Source organism: Desulfosarcina alkanivorans, assembly GCF_009688945.1.
In the GTDB taxonomy this organism is placed as follows: Bacteria; Desulfobacterota; Desulfobacteria; order Desulfobacterales; family Desulfosarcinaceae; genus Desulfosarcina; species Desulfosarcina alkanivorans.
The window spans coordinates 578,650-594,944 of sequence record NZ_AP021874.1 but is presented as its reverse complement, the minus strand read 5'-3'; the positions used below and the strand labels follow the sequence as shown (position 1 = coordinate 594,944).

The following is a 16,295-nucleotide window of genomic DNA, read 5'->3' as shown; positions in this document are numbered from 1 at the left end:
GTTCCTAACCATCTGGAATAATTCAAAATAAATCTAGATTTTTCTTTTTGGCTATGATAGGGTGCTTTTCATGGCACTCAAAAGACCTTTTTCGGAACTCGATTGGCAACTGACGCCAGAGCCGGTGCGTCATTACATCATGGCTCTGGAACGGACGCTTTTCGATATGGAACAGCGGATTGCACTCCACGAAAAACGGCTCGAGAAGCTCGAGGTTCGGACCCGGAAAAATTCTCACAACTCCAGCAAGCCACCGTCTTCCGATCCACCTTTTGCGAGGAAGAAGAGAAAGCAAAAAAAGAGCAAAAAGGCTAAAGGCGGTCAGAAAGGCCATAAGCCGCACCAGCAGCAAGTGCTGGACCCGACCGAGAGCTATTGGTTGACCCCGCAACGTTGCTCATGCGGGCATTCGGCTTTCGATCAGGAAAAGATGAAAACGTTTTACGTACATCAACATATTGAGCTTCCCGAAATCGAAATGCAAGTCAATCACTATCTTCTCCAGCAATGCGATTGCCCTAACTGCGGTAACGTGGTCAAAGCCATGCTGCCACCTGAGATGTCCACCGGTTACGGTCCTCGTTTTACCGCCTTTATCGGTGAACTGAGCGGCATCAAGGGCATGAGCCGAAACGATGTCAAAAAGTTGTGCGAATCTGTATTAGACATTCCCATTGCCACCGGAACCATCCAGAAAATTGTCGACCGCACCTCAAATGCGCTATTGCCAGTCTACGAACGCATCGGCCAGATCGCCCGACGCTTTTGGTGTAACTACATCGACGAAACATCCTGGTTTAAGCAAAATGATCTGCACTGGCTGTGGGCCATGGTAAATGAACGGGTGGCATTTTATCGTATCGACCCACACCGGTCTAAGGAGGCCTTCGAAAACTTAATCCAGGATTGGAACGGCATTCTGGTCAGTGATGGATACGGCCTATACCAAAAATGGGTGCACCGCCAAACCTGCCTGGCTCACCTGATCCGCAAGGCCGATGCCCTGACGGAAAGAAAGAAACCCGACCTTCGCCGCTTCGGAGAAATCGTCGCCGCCTGGCTGAGGCAACTGGTATCGTTTGCCAAAGAACCTCCCGACTCAAAACAGTGGTCGGATTTTTATACGTTCTTCTTGTTCACCGTCTCCCTTTGGGAGGAGGACAAGACCGATGCTGGTAGACTTGCCCGTCAGATCGTACGGGAAATGGACAGTCTGTGGACCTTTCTCGATCACCATGGCGTCGAACCTACAAATAATCGCGCTGAGCGGGCCTTACGTTTTGGTGTGCTGTGGCGAAAACGCAGTCTGGGAACCCAAAGCGAAAAGGGTAATCGGTGGGTCGAGCGGATCTTGTCACTGAAAGAGACCTGCCGTTTAAATGAAAAGCCCACGTTCCCATTTCTCGTGGAATGTATTGCTTCCTACTTTCGTAATATAATGCCTGACCTTTCCTGGATTTGATTCATACGGGAATATCCCGTGAACGCGTACAATGATTTTGTCTTTTCAATTAATGCCGAGCCAATACCTTTTCGTTGATAATCGGGATGAACACAGAGAGGGCCAAAAGATACAGTTTGAACTGTTTCTTCATCATTATTGATCAAATAAGAGTGTGTATACATAATGGAAGCAACTATTTTACCATCAAGTTCTACTACATAATCAAGTTCACTGATAAAATCTTTATGCCCACGTAATATGTGACATAAATAGTGTTCATTACATCCAGGAAAATATAAATTCCAAAAGGCTTCTCTTGTAAGTTCTTCAACTTGGGTGTAATCGTCTTTTCTTTCTAATCGTATAATCATATAGGTGTGCCTCCAATCTCTATTCAGCTAACGTCGCCGGATGAGCCGCGAGACTCGCAGGCTCCGGGACGAAATGGTTTTTATTTCGGGCCGGAGGCGAGAATCGCAGTCGGCTCCATGGGCCTGATAAGTGGAGCGCGCAGCGCGACACGTTCAGGCCCATGGCGAAGCAGCCGGCGACGATAAGCTGGAGCGCGGAGCGGTCCAGCTTATCATTGGAGCTCACCTGCCAGATTTACCGCCGATTTTAGGCGGTAAATCTGGTCAGGTGGAGCGATTTGATACTAGTTATGGCCTCCCAAAGAAACGGGGCTGTCGTGTAAACCCATCATCATATTTCCTGTTCTCCGACGAGCTTTTTAATACCCCATTCTCGAACAGAAAACATGATGATGGGTTGCCCCCTTTCACTTGCAACGGTAAACTTTTGTTACCCCTAACAAATACTTACCCAAGCAAAAGGAGGCACATCATGAAATTTTACAACCGACAGCACAAGTATTACTGCGGTGTCGATCTGCATGCCAGGAAAATGTATGTCTGCATCCTCGACCATAAAGGAAAAATTGTTGTTCACCTGAATATCAAAACCGACCCGGAACTCTTTTTCGAACTGGTGTTCCCGTTTATCGAAGACGTTGTTGTCGGTGTTGAATGTGTCTTCTGCTGGTACTGGCTGGCCGATCTGTGCGCCGATCACAAAATCGATTTCGTCCTTGGACACGCATTATACATGAAAGCCATCCACGGCGGCAAAACCAAAAACGATAAAATCGATTCTTACAAACTCGCCATGTTACTCAAAGGCGGCAATTTTCCCACCGCTTATCCCTATCCGGCCAAGTGGCGGGCAACACGGGATCTGCTGCGCCGGCGCATGTATCTGTCGAGACGATGCAGCGAACTGGTAGCCCATATTAACAACACCAATACCCAGTACAACCTGCCGGCGTTCAGGAAAAAATTGTCACGCAAATACAACCATGGCGGTGTCGCCGAAAGGTTTGAAGACCCGGCTGTCAGAAAGAGCATCGAAGTCGACTTGGCCATGATCGATGCCATGAATCAGATTCTTAAAAAGCTTGAATGGCATATCGAAAAAACCGCCCGCCAGCATGATTACCACACTTTATATCTGCTGCGCTCAATCCCCGGTGTCGGGCAGATCCTGGCCCTGGTAATCCTGTACGAGGTCCATGATGTCAGGCGGTTTCCCAGGGTACAGGATTTCTCATCCTATGCCAGGCTGATCCGGCCGGTAAAAGAGTCCGACGGCAAGTGGGCCGGGCACAGCAACAAGAAGATCGGCAACCACCATCTCAAATGGGCGATCAAGGAAGCCGCGATCCTCATGCTCAGGGATTCATCCCAGGCAAAGTATTTCGTTTCCAAACTGGAACACAAATACAATAAAGGCAAGGCTCTGGGAATCTTCACCCACAAGCTGGGCCGGGCCATTTACTTTATGCTCAAAAACAAGGAGGCGTTCAACATGAAACGATTCTTCGATCAATAGATGTGGAACCGGAAGGTGTCAACTTATCGCATAACTGAGATCAAACGGGCGGATCTGAGTCTCTCGATTTAAGACATGCAGCCCGACTGCGAAAAAAGAGTGGACCCGATGCCCGAAGCTCAATGCTTTGATTGGCGGCACCTTTCGGTTCCATCCACGCATACGGATAGCTTGACCGGTGGTGATCGTGTTCTGCCCCTTATCCGAGTGACACCCTAACTGGACGTCCGCCCGTCGGACGAGCCGATACCTTTGACTGCGCCGGAATAAGGGAATCGAAATATATTCTGAAGCCGCCTTAAGGTGGCACGCTGATTGTCAAAGAACCATCTGGCAAATCAGTCAATCCTGATAGATGTTTGGTGCAGACGCGTTATCCAAACGCGCTGACGCTCGCGACCGAAGACGCAAGCCGGAACCAACGAATTGCTTGTCAAGGAATCCGAGAAAAGAGACGGAAGAGGTTCGCTTAGAAATTGATTATTCCGATCCATGGGAGAAGTTTTTTCCTTGACAACCGGAGGCCATATAGATGTTATAACATGATTTTCTTCATACATACGCTATTCTCAATACCAACGTAAGGGCCATAATTGTCAGTTACTTCATAATTGGCTTTTTTATACAGGCTTATTGCTTCAGGTTGTTTTTTGCCTGTTTCCAAGACTGCTGTTGAATACCCAAGTTCCTTTGCCCACTTTTCAAGCTCTGATAGAATTTTTAATGCAAAACCTTTTTTTCTTTGTAAAGTAGAAACATACATTCTTTTGATTTCTATAATGTCTTTATCTAATTGTTTGAAGCAACCAATGGCCATTGGAATTTCATTTATATAACCAACGATTACTGTTTTGTTTTCTTCAATTATATTATGCTCGTCGTAAATTGCCTGTTCATGCCCATACCTTGCATTAAGTTCCTTATCAAGTTGGTTGCAAATTTTTTTAAAGTCTTGATTTGAGCTGTTGGTGCGTATTATTTCCATTTTTATTGCCGTTACGGCGGGCTTCAGTGGGCGCATGGTCCTCGCGATACACTGGAAGCCCTGGTTAAACCCAGTCTGGTAATGTCGAAATGGGTCGAAATGGGCGTGCGAAATGGCGAAATGGGGTCGGGCCAAGTTAACCTACAGTATTTTTTATGTTTTAGCTCCAAAAATAGGCATTTTCAGGGCCTATATTGCTCTTTTGGGCACCAAAATGGTCACCATAGACAGTTTGCCCCTCCCTTAGTTGATAGGATCCCCCGATTTCACTTCTCTGGCGCCCCGTAGCCATAATCCCCATCTTGGTCTTTATTCTGTCAATAAAATCTTTACTTCCTACGGCTATGCTTCGGCTCCATTTTTCTTCGCGACCAGTGTCACCGTTAGCCAGGCTGCTTTCAACCCACTTTTCATGAGCGGACTTGACCTCTTCATAAGTTCCGAATCCAAGCAACTCCCTGAGCTTCTGATAATTTATCAGCACTTGTTTCCGTTTTGGATTCTGTATTTCGTTGTAACCAGAATAACCCCACTCTGAAGGGTGTCCCACGATACCGGCACGAACCATGTTGAGATCAATGTATACCAGGCACCTCAATAGATGCTCACCGCCCTCGACAGCAGTGGCGTGATACCGGTCCTCCCAAAACGCGCCTTTTCGCTTTTTTCGTCGATTGTATTCCTGAGCGGTTCTACCGGCTATCATTTTGATTGAATCGGGTATGACTTTCCGCCCCGCGTCATCCGATACCAGCAGATGAATATGGTTCGACGTCACGGCATAATTCAATACTGACAGCCCAAAACGATTTCTCGCTTCATAAAGCAACTGCAGCCACCGGTTACGATCCCTTGAGAATTTGAGCAAAAACTCTCTCTTATGGCATCGGTGGGTTATATGCCAAACTTGCCCGGGAATATAATGTCGTTTTGCTCTGGCCATCCGTCTATATCGTCTTTTTTACCCCTAAAAAATGCAATATAGGGCCGTTTTTTTGGTCAAGAATTATATGAATTGCAAATAATTTTTAATAGTTAGCTTAGCCCGACCCCTTTCTCTTTCAAGCAGGCTTCAACCCACTTTTTTTGGTTGATCCGTACTTCCTGGTAACTATCGAAACCCATGAGTTGTCTGAGCCTGTCGTAATGAATCAGGACAAATTTCCTTCGTGGCTTTTGTATTTCATTATAGCCACTGTAAGGCCATTCGGAAGGGTGGTTCACAACCCCTGCCCGAACCATATTCAAATCGATATATACAATACACTTCAGCAGGTGTTCACCGTTTTCGATTGCCGTTGCATGATAGCGGTCTTCCCAAAACGCCCCCTTTCGATTTTTCCGTTGATTGTATTCCTGCCCGGTTCTGCCGGCAATCAGTTTGATGGAATTGGGTATTGTCTTGCGGTCCGTATCATCAGCTACGAGAAGATGAATATGATTCGATGTAACCGTATAGTTAAGGATCACTAACCCATATCGCTTTTTTGCTTCATAAAGCCACTGCAGCCATCGTCGCTTGTCTTTAGCAAACTTGAGCAGGAATTCCCGTTTGTGGCACCGGTGCGTAATGTGCCAAATTTGTCCTGGGATATAGTGTCGTTTTGCCCTTGCCATGGCTAAAATGTTCTTTTTGGCACCCAAAAAGTGCAATATAGGCCGGTTTTCATAGCGTGTTTTAGGTTCATTCCTTTTGATTATAATATGTTAGCGCGGCCCGACCCCATTTCAACCAATGAATGGGAGGTATAAAAGAGTTAACAATGGAGGAATTACAAAATCGAATAGCGTTTTCTCTTTAGCGATTTCTCCAAAATGCGTAGCCAACATGAAAATTGTGTAGCAAATAACAATAAAACCAAAAGCTGATAATAAAGTATCAAGCAGTCTTTTGACCTTAATATACTTATGATCTGAATCTGTAATAGCTGTCATTGCTACGATTCCCGCTATTACTGGTGTAATTGTAATCTCGATCAATAGCGGAAATGTGTATATACCTATGATAAACTGAATAACAGCGAGCAACTTTAGATTATTGATAACGGAATTAATAAAAAAGCTTTTATCTTTTTTAATGGTCTCCAGCTTAAAAAGAGATAAAAATCCTACTGAAACACACCAAAAAACTGTGTTTTTTATCTGTTCAACGTTCCACAATCCAAATTTTGACAACACATAAACAATTAAGCCCATGTAGATAAGCATCAAAAATAATACTGATACTATCTGCCTTGCAAAAAAAGCCGATAAAAGGCTCTTAAACGACTTTCTTACCTCTCCCATTTTTTTAGAGATAAGCATATAGACAAAGATGACAATCAACCAAAAAGCAATGGCCAACTCTCTATTATTCAAAATTTCCACGGGAATACCTTGAGGCATTTAACGGGCCGGGGTGACCGGCGATTTTGCCTTGATAACAGGCACGTAGTGATTGGTTATTGGGGCAAAATTGCCGGTCGACTCCGTGGTTATCGGGCGTAGCGCAGCCTGATCAACGTCTGCAATGACCTGCTTTGAAAAAGTTGCGAGTCGCTACATGATAATATTTACTTTACAATGCAATTTTACTGCATTACTAAAAATTTTCAGCTTTTTCAAAGTCAGCGTCAATTGCATTGATACTAGTTATGGCCTCCCAAAGAAACGGGGCTGTCGTGTAAACCCATCATCATATTTCCTGTTCTCCGACGAGCTTTTTAATACCCCATTCTCGAACAGAAAACATGATGATGGGTTGCCCCCTTTCACTTGCAACGGTAAACTTTTGTTACCCCTAACAAATACTTACCCAAGCAAAAGGAGGCACATCATGAAATTTTACAACCGACAGCACAAGTATTACTGCGGTGTCGATCTGCATGCCAGGAAAATGTATGTCTGCATCCTCGACCATAAAGGAAAAATTGTTGTTCACCTGAATATCAAAACCGACCCGGAACTCTTTTTCGAACTGGTGTTCCCGTTTATCGAAGACGTTGTTGTCGGTGTTGAATGTGTCTTCTGCTGGTACTGGCTGGCCGATCTGTGCGCCGATCACAAAATCGATTTCGTCCTTGGACACGCATTATACATGAAAGCCATCCACGGCGGCAAAACCAAAAACGATAAAATCGATTCTTACAAACTCGCCATGTTACTCAAAGGCGGCAATTTTCCCACCGCTTATCCCTATCCGGCCAAGTGGCGGGCAACACGGGATCTGCTGCGCCGGCGCATGTATCTGTCGAGACGATGCAGCGAACTGGTAGCCCATATTAACAACACCAATACCCAGTACAACCTGCCGGCGTTCAGGAAAAAATTGTCACGCAAATACAACCATGGCGGTGTCGCCGAAAGGTTTGAAGACCCGGCTGTCAGAAAGAGCATCGAAGTCGACTTGGCCATGATCGATGCCATGAATCAGATTCTTAAAAAGCTTGAATGGCATATCGAAAAAACCGCCCGCCAGCATGATTACCACACTTTATATCTGCTGCGCTCAATCCCCGGTGTCGGGCAGATCCTGGCCCTGGTAATCCTGTACGAGGTCCATGATGTCAGGCGGTTTCCCAGGGTACAGGATTTCTCATCCTATGCCAGGCTGATCCGGCCGGTAAAAGAGTCCGACGGCAAGTGGGCCGGGCACAGCAACAAGAAGATCGGCAACCACCATCTCAAATGGGCGATCAAGGAAGCCGCGATCCTCATGCTCAGGGATTCATCCCAGGCAAAGTATTTCGTTTCCAAACTGGAACACAAATACAATAAAGGCAAGGCTCTGGGAATCTTCACCCACAAGCTGGGCCGGGCCATTTACTTTATGCTCAAAAACAAGGAGGCGTTCAACATGAAACGATTCTTCGATCAATAGATGTGGAACCGGAAGGTGTCAACTTATCGCATAACTGAGATCAAACGGGCGGATCTGAGTCTCTCGATTTAAGACATGCAGCCCGACTGCGAAAAAAGAGTGGACCCGATGCCCGAAGCTCAATGCTTTGATTGGCGGCACCTTTCGGTTCCATCCACGCATACGGATAGCTTGACCGGTGGTGATCGTGTTCTGCCCCTTATCCGAGTGACACCCTAACTGGACGTCCGCCCGTCGGACGAGCCGATACCTTTGACTGCGCCGGAATAAGGGAATCGAAATATATTCTGAAGCCGCCTTAAGGTGGCACGCTGATTGTCAAAGAACCATCTGGCAAATCAGTCAATCCTGATAGATGTTTGGTGCAGACGCGTTATCCAAACGCGCTGACGCTCGCGACCGAAGACGCAAGCCGGAACCAACGAATTGCTTGTCAAGGGATCCGAGAAAAGAGACGGAAGAGGTTCGCTTAGAAATTGATTATTCCGATCCATGGGAGAAGTTTTTTCCTTGACAACCGGAGGCCATATAGATGTTATACGTAAAGACGACCGACTATTTAATTAACATCAGAAATGAAAAAGCCCAATCTCTTTTTAAAATACTCAAAAGCCATCACAACTTTCCTTTGGGCTTTTGGAATTAGACCCTTTTCTGCGGTTTCACGTATCTGAATTGCGTATGTCTTCTCTGTCTCGATATTTCCTTGCAGTCTCCATACAAAAGAACTTAAACGGAACATTAATAAGAGATAATTCAGATTATCCTCGATTTTAAATAATTTCCACAATACTTTGTGGCATTCATCAAAAAGGTTGCCTAATCTTTGAGTAAAAAGAAAAGAGTACGCTTGCCTCAGCATCGCCTTCTCCGCAATACTCAAAGAGATGGAAGAACCATTCTTATTTGCTAAATTTGCCTTATTTACCAAAGCCCTGATCTTGTTGTAAGGATCTTTTTTACACTTTATAACGCTCTCAAGAGCTGCACTCTTGGCATCCTCATCAGTTAGTTCCGAATAAATGTCTAATGCGATATTGTTCGCAACAACTAAGTTGCCTCTACCCCTGGCTGCTTTTTCGTGTCTTGCGAGATTTTCTATCCTTTCCTTGCCACAAGTTTCTATATCAATGATCACACTAAGTGCATGGTCATGTCGCCCAGAGCCTTTTGAGGCAAGATTCAGTACGCGATTAGCTGCTTCAAGGGCACCATCCTTGTCTCGATTTTTTTCTAAAATTAAAGCTCGCAATAACTCTATTTCTGCTCTTTCATCCTTAGTTATCGATTCGTCATTATTCTCAATTACTGAATCAAGTAATGCCAATGCCTTATTTCTTTTTCCTGTCATTCTGAGCCCCCTCGCCAATAGAATGGAGAGGTGCTTATTTTCCTCTTCTGTTAACAACCCTGTGGTAATTGATAAATATTCGTCCGCAACAATAGCGCAATCACGATATTTTGAAGCATCGGCATAGGCTGATGCTAAGCTGATTGCAAGCTTAATTGATTTTCTAATTTTTGCAGGTTCATTTTCTTTAATCGACTGCCTAAGATAACTGACTGCAACTGCATGCTCATTTCCTGGCCCCAGACCTCTTACCCCTCGAAGAGTCCGTTTTCTTTTGGGCTGAAGTAACGCATTCCCACTAAGCCAATTATCACCGAACATTAAAAACAGCGTCGCCCTTGTGATATCAATTAAATCTGCCTCTGGCGTTATCGATTTAACATAATCGCGGACTTGTCTGGGAACAACAAGCCTTTTCTCTTCTCCTGTGATTCCGCTACGAAAGAGGTCGGATGCATGGTCTTCGGTTTTTGTAAATTCCATGGGATTTTCAGCTTGAACTAAATCGAATTTAAATAGGTCTACAGCATTTTGTGGATAAAATGGCTGTGTTGGAAATACACGCTTCAACGCAGAAAGGCTTTCTCCTGCGGGGAGGAAACTTAGGACTTGAAGGAGTTTGGCACTTCGTTTTTTATACTTGTCATTAGATTCGGCCAAGCTTCTCACAGCCTTTTGGAGCGCGATAGGTACTGGCTCTGATTCTTTGTCTAATGATGAAACCCCATCGTCTAATGTCAGGATCTCATTTAGAGAACTAACTTGAAGTTGCTCAATAATCATATCCAAATGCATTGGAAGACCATCGGATTTCATATGTAAAGCTTCGATTATGTTGGGATCTTTTAATTCTTCCACTGTTATGTCGTGCTTTTGGGCATAAAGTTTTGTGTCTGGAATTTCTAGAGCCCGTAGGTGAATTACATCATAGAGGGGATTTTTTGGAGCTTGTCGCATCGCTATAATTATCAAGAGAGTTGGACAAAAATCGAGAAGGGGCTGCAAAAATGTTTCCCCTGGTTGCTCTTTCCCTCTAATTTCTTCAAGTAAATTAGGAGAAAAATCATCCATAAAAAGAACAGGTCTCGGTAAATTTGATAGGAGATTCATTGTTTCTTGAAACGAGAAACCGAGCTGCTGCCTAAAAATAGTGTCCATTTGCTCCAATGTTTCTGTTTCGCTGCATGAGACTTTGAAAACCTCAACAGGATCAGATTTTTCAAGTCGCGCCAATACAGTTCCAATGAAGCCAATTTTTCCAAGACCCCAGTCTGAAACTATTATCCCACATCGTTTCTCAAGCAAGGTTTTCTCAAGAGATGCTTGCTCAGCCTGACGGATTGCCTGATGGTGGGAATGTAGCTTCCAAATAAAACGTGGGAGCGTAGTAGATTTTTCCTCGTCTTTCGCGGTGAGGTCCTGCTCTAAAGAATCGTCATTTTCTTCAATCGAGTGAATTCCTTCATCCTCGGAGGCTATGTTTTGAAACTCATTTTGATTGTTCTCTATAGCATTCTCTATTAAATCGGCTTCTTCATCCTGGGTAAGCTTGAAAACTGAGGAAACCGAATCGTCAGAATCTCTTTCGAATTTTGTATCTGGATCAAATCCGTGGTACCCCCCGGCCTTTTTAACCAAGATGCGCGGCCAATATCGCTCCGTGCCGGAGGGGCCTTGAATTTCAATCTTGTTGGCAATGTAGCCATGAGTTCGAATTTCGTCCCTGGTACCATATTTTTCAAGCCCTAAAAGTGAAGGCCCTTGCCGAAATTTCCTTGAAGTGGATCCACCCTCCGAAAGTTCAATGCCCATTGCCTCATGGAGATGACCAAAAATGTGAAGGTTGAATCGGTCTGGAGGATAGATTTCGGCCCTGAACTCACGCAAGGATGACTCCGAAAGCCATGAAGGGTTATGATGGGTCATAAAAATGTTAAAGTGATGCTTTTTACACCAGTCATCAGGAGAAGAATCCATAATAGGAATAATTTGTTTAGCAGAGAGTACTATTTTTTCTCTAAAATCCTCTTGAGTGAGCTGGAGAAAAGCGGAATTTAAGCCAATGATTCCAAGCTTGAAATCGTTTAAAGAGATAGATAGCGAAAAATCACCAGGTAAAATGCCGGATTGGAAGTTATCCGGCATGGGTACTGGCTTTGAGCCTAACCACTCTGTATATCCATGGAAGGCTTCTCTCAGGGTTTTTCGGTACTCGGAGTTTGGGTTGCTCCAAAACTCTTCCCGCAGATTGGGCTTGTCCTCCCAGTAGCTTAAGCTAATGGCCACTGGATTGGCATCATCTAATCGCCTGAGATCATGGTTTCCCGGAACAGGAATGAAAAATGGCTCAGAGCCGTCTTCTTTAAACCATTCCCAAACCTCCTGCAAAACTTCTGTTAGGGTCTCATACTCGTTGCTCTGCCCAGAGAAGGCCAAGTCGCCAGTGAACAAGACAAAATCCCAGTTCCTTCCAACCTTTTCTCGCATTTTCTTTAAGTCTTCTTTAAGTTTGGTCTTGTAGGTAGGCCAAAAATGTCCGAGGCCATGTTGACCCCAATGTAAGTCGGTGAAGTGAAGAAATGAAATCTCTACCATGATTTTTTCCTAATTGTTTTTTACATTCCGATATAGCCTATTTACTTGACGTATAACGTCGCCGGATGAGGCGCGAGACTCGCAGGCTCCGGGACGAAATGGTTTTTATTTCGGGCCGGAGGCGAGAATCGCAGTCGGCTCCATGGGCCTGATAAGTGGAGCGCGCAGCGCGACACGTTCAGGCCCATGGCGAAGCAGCCGGCGACGATAAGCTGGAGCGCGGAGCGGTCCAGCTTATCGCCGCCTGTCACCTGCCGGAAGGGGAACACAGATGATGTAAATGGTAAAAAGCCTGAAAAGCTCCTGCAATGGCCAATGGCAAAGGCGCACGCCCCTTCCGGTCGGAGTGAACAGGCTTGTTGGGCCATTTCATTTATTCAATTCTTCCGCTGAAGGTGGTTTTGCACCTCCTTGAGCAGAACAGGAGTCTTTGAATGGAGCCCACTCTATATCACTTGGAGGATTACCCCTGCCTATAAGTTCTGTACATGAATCGACCTCCGAGGAAAATATCAAGCCAGCTTTATCAGTTGCGAACATAACGCCGCTACCAAGATAGGACCATTCTTTCTCAGGGAAAGCAGGGCTATATTCCTTAGAGTCATTTGAAAAAACCACAATAGCCTTGCAACCGTCCCACATCTGGACACGATCCCATAGCTTTATTTCTTCTCCTGAAGGGTACTTCATAATTTTACATTCAATACAAGCCCAACGTCGCCGGATGAGGCGCGAGACTCGCAGGCTCCGGGACGAAATGGTTTTTATTTCGGGCCGGAGGCGAGAATCGCAGTCGGCTCCATGGGCCTGATAAGTGGAGCGCGCAGCGCGACACGTTCAGGCCCATGGCGAAGCAGCCGGCGACGATAAGCTGGAGCGCGGAGCGGTCCAGCTTATCAGTGTTGATAGATGGAAATCTTTTCCGCGCTATGGGTGCATATATATGGAAACGCAGTCCACATATTACCCTATCTTGTATAAAATACGGAAAATAACAGCTTGTATTGCAACGATTTTTATGCTTTGCTTAAACATTCCGCCTAACCTTATAATGTTCCGCAACAATGGAAAGCAAGCCAAAATTCAAACCCAACCCGGAATCCCGCCTGATGGATCAGGTGCGTGAGGTGCTGCGGTATTACCATTATGCATACAAAACCGAGCAGTCCTATACATCCTGGGTTCTTCAATACGTAAAGTTCTACGGTGGGAAAACCCATCCACGGGATATGGGAAAAACCGAAGTTGAACGCTTTTTGAGCTTCCTGGCGGAAAAACGGAATGTGGCGGCAGCCACCCAGAAGCAGGCCCTGAATGCCCTTGTCTTTCTATACCGGAAAGTCCTCGACATCGACCTGGGACCGGGAATCGCCCCTACCCGCACGAAACGCCGCAGGAACCTGCCCACCGTGCTGACCCGGAAGGAGGTCGAGGGGCTGCTTGGCCAGATGAAAGGCAAGCATGCACTGATGGCCAAACTGCTGTATGGCTGCGGCCTCCGGCTCATGGAGTGTGTGCGCCTCAGGATCAAAGATGTGGATTTCGGGCAGGGACGAATTTTTATTCGCAGTCCCAAAGGCGGCAGGGACCGTACGGTCATTCTGCCGGAAACCATTAAAAGGGAATTGCAGGAGCAGGTGTCGTCGGTGGTTGCCTTGCACAAGGCCGACCTCGGACGAGGGTTTGGTGGGGTGTACCTTCCGGCGGCGATTGGCCGCAAATACCCGAATGCGGCCAAAGAGACGGCCTGGCAGTATGTTTTTCCCGCAAAGCAGATGTCCCGGGATCCCCGCTCAGGAGAAACAAGGCGGCATCACGTTCTGGAATCCGGCCTTCAAAAGGCGGTCAAACGGGCACTGACGCTCGCAAAAATCCACAAGAAAGCCGGCTGCCACACCCTGCGCCACAGTTTTGCAACCCATCTGCTTGAAAGCGGCACCAATATCCGGGTGGTTCAAGAACTCATGGGCCACGCGGATGTCAAGACCACCGAAATTTACACCCATGTCATGAAAACAGACGTCGACGCCGTCAAAAGCCCGCTGGATACCCTTTCCTGACTGCCCTCAAAAAGACCTTCTCTGCCGATTGAATATCCCGCCGGACCGATCCCAACTGCGAAGTGATTGTCGAGCGCCCCCAAATCCCCCCCCGGCACGACGCCGCCGTCACCGGCGGCCCGATGCGTCACCTCCTCAGCATCTCGGCGCCACCGATCCGTTTTATCCGCCGCCTGTCACCCCCCTTTACAGCATGTAAAATATCCTGACAGTCAATATTTTTTACAAACTGCAGCGATCCTTTCCAGGATCTCGTTTTTCTCACAATACCTGCGGTTTAGAACTTTTACTCAATTCTCCGGAACTGGCATTGAACTTGATAAGTAGCAGGGGGGAACGATTTTCCCTCCCGAGCAATTCTCAACGCCAGGTAGATCTATGAATCGAGATACGAAACCGCTGAGTCCCTACTACCGGTCGCTCACCCGGAATATGGTGCTGCTGGTCATGGCCATCTCCCTGACGCCCATGCTCCTGGTCACCGGGATCAACCTGAAACAGTTCAGTGCCTCCCATCACGAAAAAATTTATGCCCACCTGGGAGAACTGGTACTCAAGCACAAGCAGAACATGGACAGTTTTCTGGAGGAGCGCCTGCAGAACATCCGTTTTCTTGCGGACAGCATCGACTTTGACCGCTGCGGCCAGGAAAACCTGGTCGACAGCCACCTGGCACGGTTACAGCGCGCATACGGCCCCGTATTCGTGGATCTGGGCGTGGTTGACGAACAGGGCCAGCAGGTGGCCTACGCCGGCCCATTCCGGCTGGAGAAAGCCCGCTACGCCGATGCGGAGTGGTTCAAGCAGGCCATTGAAAGCCGATACTACACCAGCGACGTGTTTCTGGGCCTGCGGGGGGCCCCCCATTTTATCATCTCGGTCCGAAAAACCTGCATGGGCCAAAAATGGATCATCCGGGCCACCATCGATTTCGTCGAATTCAACCGCCTGGTCGAAAAAATCCGCATCGGGGAGACCGGCTTTGCCTATATCCTCAACCGCAAAGGCCGGTTCCAGACCAAACCGCTGTTCGATTTTACGCCGGACCCGGAGATTTACGCCCGTTATTTCGCCACCCTGGAACGCGGGATCAAGGAAGTGGAGATACAGGAGCGCCTGGACGGGTCGGGCGTAAAAAGCCTGTATGTCTCCGCCCTGCTCAAAGGCGGCGACTGGCTGCTGGTTTACAAGCAGGCCAGCAGCGATGCCTATTCCGACCTTCGCACGGCCCAGGCCATCGCCGTGGTCTTTTTCTTCCTGGGCGGCATCGCCATCGTGGCCCTGGCCGTCTCCATGTCCGGCAAGATGGTGCGCCGCATCGCCACCTCGGACAAGGAAAAGGAGATCATGAACCGCCAGGTGATCGAGACCGGGAAACTGGCTTCGGTCGGCGAACTGGCCGCCGGCATCGCCCATGAGATCAACAACCCGGTGGCCATCATGGTGGAAGAGGCCGGCTGGCTGCAGGACCTGATGGAAGACGGGGCCTATGAAACCGAATCGGACCTTCAGGAGTTCGCACGCGCCCTGGACCAGATCCGCACCCAGGGCAGGCGCTGCAAGGAAATTACCCACAAGCTGCTCAGTTTCGCACGCAAGACCGACTCGCGCATCGAGGATTTCGAGATCGGGCCCCTCATCGAAGAGGTGATCTCCCTGTCGGCCCAGCGCGCCAAATACAGCAACGTTGAACTGGTCTCCCACCTCGAGCCCAGGCTGCCGGCCATCTCGGCCTCCCACTCCGAGCTTCAGCAGGTATTTCTCAACCTGATCAACAACGCCCTGGATGCCATGGACAAGACCGGCGGGATCCTTAAGATCAGCGCCCGTCAGGAGGGGGGGCAGATCCTGATCGGCGTTTCGGACAATGGTCCCGGTATTCCCAAGGCCATTCTGGCCCGAATTTTCGATCCTTTTTTTACGACCAAACCGGTGGGCAGCGGCACCGGCCTGGGGCTTTCCATCTGCTACGGCATCATCCACAAAATGGGAGGGGCCATCAGTGTCCAGAGCGCCGTGGATGCGGGCACCACCTTCGAGATCCGCATCCCGGTGAAAGCGGACGAGACGTCTGAAAACGAAGAAACGGCGACATCCGACACCTTCAATTAGAC

12 protein-coding genes are annotated in these 16,295 nt (G+C 47.6%); 5 read left to right on the top strand and 7 right to left on the bottom strand.

Annotated features, from left to right (window positions below):
- Nucleotides 1-70 precede the first annotated feature (70 nt).
- Entirely contained in the window at nucleotides 71-1,462 is a 1,392-nt protein-coding gene (tnpC, locus tag DSCA_RS02695; protein ID WP_155314961.1) for an IS66 family transposase, read from the top strand.
- Here tnpC and DSCA_RS02690 read toward each other — a convergent pair.
- Nucleotides 1,423-1,815 (bottom strand): GNAT family N-acetyltransferase, encoded by a 393-nt coding sequence (locus DSCA_RS02690; RefSeq protein ID WP_197904722.1) that lies wholly within the window; start codon nucleotides 1,813-1,815, stop codon nucleotides 1,423-1,425. The genes tnpC and DSCA_RS02690 overlap by 40 nt on opposite strands.
- A 472-nt stretch (nucleotides 1,816-2,287) precedes the next feature.
- Between DSCA_RS02690 and DSCA_RS02685 the strand changes: the two genes are divergently transcribed.
- Nucleotides 2,288-3,331 carry an IS110 family RNA-guided transposase gene (locus DSCA_RS02685; RefSeq protein WP_155314958.1) on the top strand — a complete coding sequence of 348 codons (1,044 nt, stop codon included), beginning with the start codon at nucleotides 2,288-2,290 and terminating at the stop codon, nucleotides 3,329-3,331.
- A gap of 535 nt (nucleotides 3,332-3,866) precedes the next feature.
- On the opposite strand, the gene DSCA_RS02680 is transcribed toward DSCA_RS02685, so the two are convergent.
- The 4 genes from DSCA_RS02680 to DSCA_RS02665 all read right to left on the bottom strand — a co-directional run bounded on the left by DSCA_RS02680 (nucleotide 3,867) and on the right by DSCA_RS02665 (nucleotide 6,701).
- Nucleotides 3,867-4,352, bottom strand: coding sequence for a GNAT family N-acetyltransferase (locus DSCA_RS02680; protein WP_197904721.1), 486 nt, complete (start codon nucleotides 4,350-4,352; stop codon nucleotides 3,867-3,869).
- A 124-nt stretch (nucleotides 4,353-4,476) separates the two neighbouring features.
- A complete protein-coding gene (locus DSCA_RS02675; RefSeq protein ID WP_155314960.1) occupies nucleotides 4,477-5,259 on the bottom strand; it encodes a transposase in 783 nt (260 codons plus the stop codon).
- Nucleotides 5,260-5,351: 92 nt separating this feature from the next.
- Nucleotides 5,352-5,933: an REP-associated tyrosine transposase gene (locus DSCA_RS02670; protein ID WP_231716361.1), complete on the bottom strand. Its 582-nt coding sequence runs from the start codon at nucleotides 5,931-5,933 to the stop codon at nucleotides 5,352-5,354.
- 111 nt (nucleotides 5,934-6,044) lie between these two features.
- On the bottom strand, nucleotides 6,045-6,701 hold the full coding sequence (locus DSCA_RS02665) for a hypothetical protein (RefSeq protein ID WP_155314959.1): 657 nt from the start codon (nucleotides 6,699-6,701) through the stop codon (nucleotides 6,045-6,047).
- Between the two features lie 430 nt (nucleotides 6,702-7,131).
- On the opposite strand from DSCA_RS02665, the gene DSCA_RS02660 reads away from it, so the two are divergent.
- Nucleotides 7,132-8,175 carry an IS110 family RNA-guided transposase gene (locus tag DSCA_RS02660; RefSeq protein WP_155314958.1) on the top strand — a complete coding sequence of 348 codons (1,044 nt, stop codon included), beginning with the start codon at nucleotides 7,132-7,134 and terminating at the stop codon, nucleotides 8,173-8,175.
- A gap of 559 nt (nucleotides 8,176-8,734) precedes the next feature.
- Here DSCA_RS02660 and DSCA_RS02655 read toward each other — a convergent pair.
- A complete protein-coding gene (locus DSCA_RS02655; protein ID WP_155314957.1) occupies nucleotides 8,735-12,121 on the bottom strand; it encodes a metallophosphoesterase in 3,387 nt (1,128 codons plus the stop codon).
- Between the two features lie 369 nt (nucleotides 12,122-12,490).
- Nucleotides 12,491-12,811, bottom strand: coding sequence for a hypothetical protein (locus DSCA_RS02650; protein ID WP_155314956.1), 321 nt, complete (start codon nucleotides 12,809-12,811; stop codon nucleotides 12,491-12,493).
- Between the two features lie 374 nt (nucleotides 12,812-13,185).
- Between DSCA_RS02650 and DSCA_RS02645 the strand changes: the two genes are divergently transcribed.
- Together DSCA_RS02645 and DSCA_RS02640 are read left to right on the top strand one after the other, a co-directional pair.
- Nucleotides 13,186-14,181 (top strand): integron integrase, encoded by a 996-nt coding sequence (locus DSCA_RS02645; protein WP_155314955.1) that lies wholly within the window; start codon nucleotides 13,186-13,188, stop codon nucleotides 14,179-14,181.
- A 378-nt stretch (nucleotides 14,182-14,559) separates the two neighbouring features.
- A complete protein-coding gene (locus DSCA_RS02640) occupies nucleotides 14,560-16,293 on the top strand; it encodes a sensor histidine kinase (RefSeq protein WP_155314954.1) in 1,734 nt (577 codons plus the stop codon).
- Nucleotides 16,294-16,295: the final 2 nt, after the last annotated feature.

What these genes read in the sequence shown, in the direction of transcription:
- tnpC (WP_155314961.1), top strand. Translation starts at nt 71, where the DNA reads ATGGCACTCAAAAGACCTTTTTCGGAACTCGATTGGCAACTGACGCCA.
- DSCA_RS02690 (WP_197904722.1), bottom strand. Translation starts at nt 1,815, where the DNA reads ATGATTATACGATTAGAAAGAAAAGACGATTACACCCAAGTTGAAGAA.
- DSCA_RS02685 (WP_155314958.1), top strand. Translation starts at nt 2,288, where the DNA reads ATGAAATTTTACAACCGACAGCACAAGTATTACTGCGGTGTCGATCTG.
- DSCA_RS02680 (WP_197904721.1), bottom strand. Translation starts at nt 4,352, where the DNA reads ATGCGCCCACTGAAGCCCGCCGTAACGGCAATAAAAATGGAAATAATA.
- DSCA_RS02675 (WP_155314960.1), bottom strand. Translation starts at nt 5,259, where the DNA reads ATGGCCAGAGCAAAACGACATTATATTCCCGGGCAAGTTTGGCATATA.
- DSCA_RS02670 (WP_231716361.1), bottom strand. Translation starts at nt 5,933, where the DNA reads ATGGCAAGGGCAAAACGACACTATATCCCAGGACAAATTTGGCACATT.
- DSCA_RS02665 (WP_155314959.1), bottom strand. Translation starts at nt 6,701, where the DNA reads ATGCCTCAAGGTATTCCCGTGGAAATTTTGAATAATAGAGAGTTGGCC.
- DSCA_RS02660 (WP_155314958.1), top strand. Translation starts at nt 7,132, where the DNA reads ATGAAATTTTACAACCGACAGCACAAGTATTACTGCGGTGTCGATCTG.
- DSCA_RS02655 (WP_155314957.1), bottom strand. Translation starts at nt 12,121, where the DNA reads ATGGTAGAGATTTCATTTCTTCACTTCACCGACTTACATTGGGGTCAA.
- DSCA_RS02650 (WP_155314956.1), bottom strand. Translation starts at nt 12,811, where the DNA reads ATGAAGTACCCTTCAGGAGAAGAAATAAAGCTATGGGATCGTGTCCAG.
- DSCA_RS02645 (WP_155314955.1), top strand. Translation starts at nt 13,186, where the DNA reads ATGGAAAGCAAGCCAAAATTCAAACCCAACCCGGAATCCCGCCTGATG.
- DSCA_RS02640 (WP_155314954.1), top strand. Translation starts at nt 14,560, where the DNA reads ATGAATCGAGATACGAAACCGCTGAGTCCCTACTACCGGTCGCTCACC.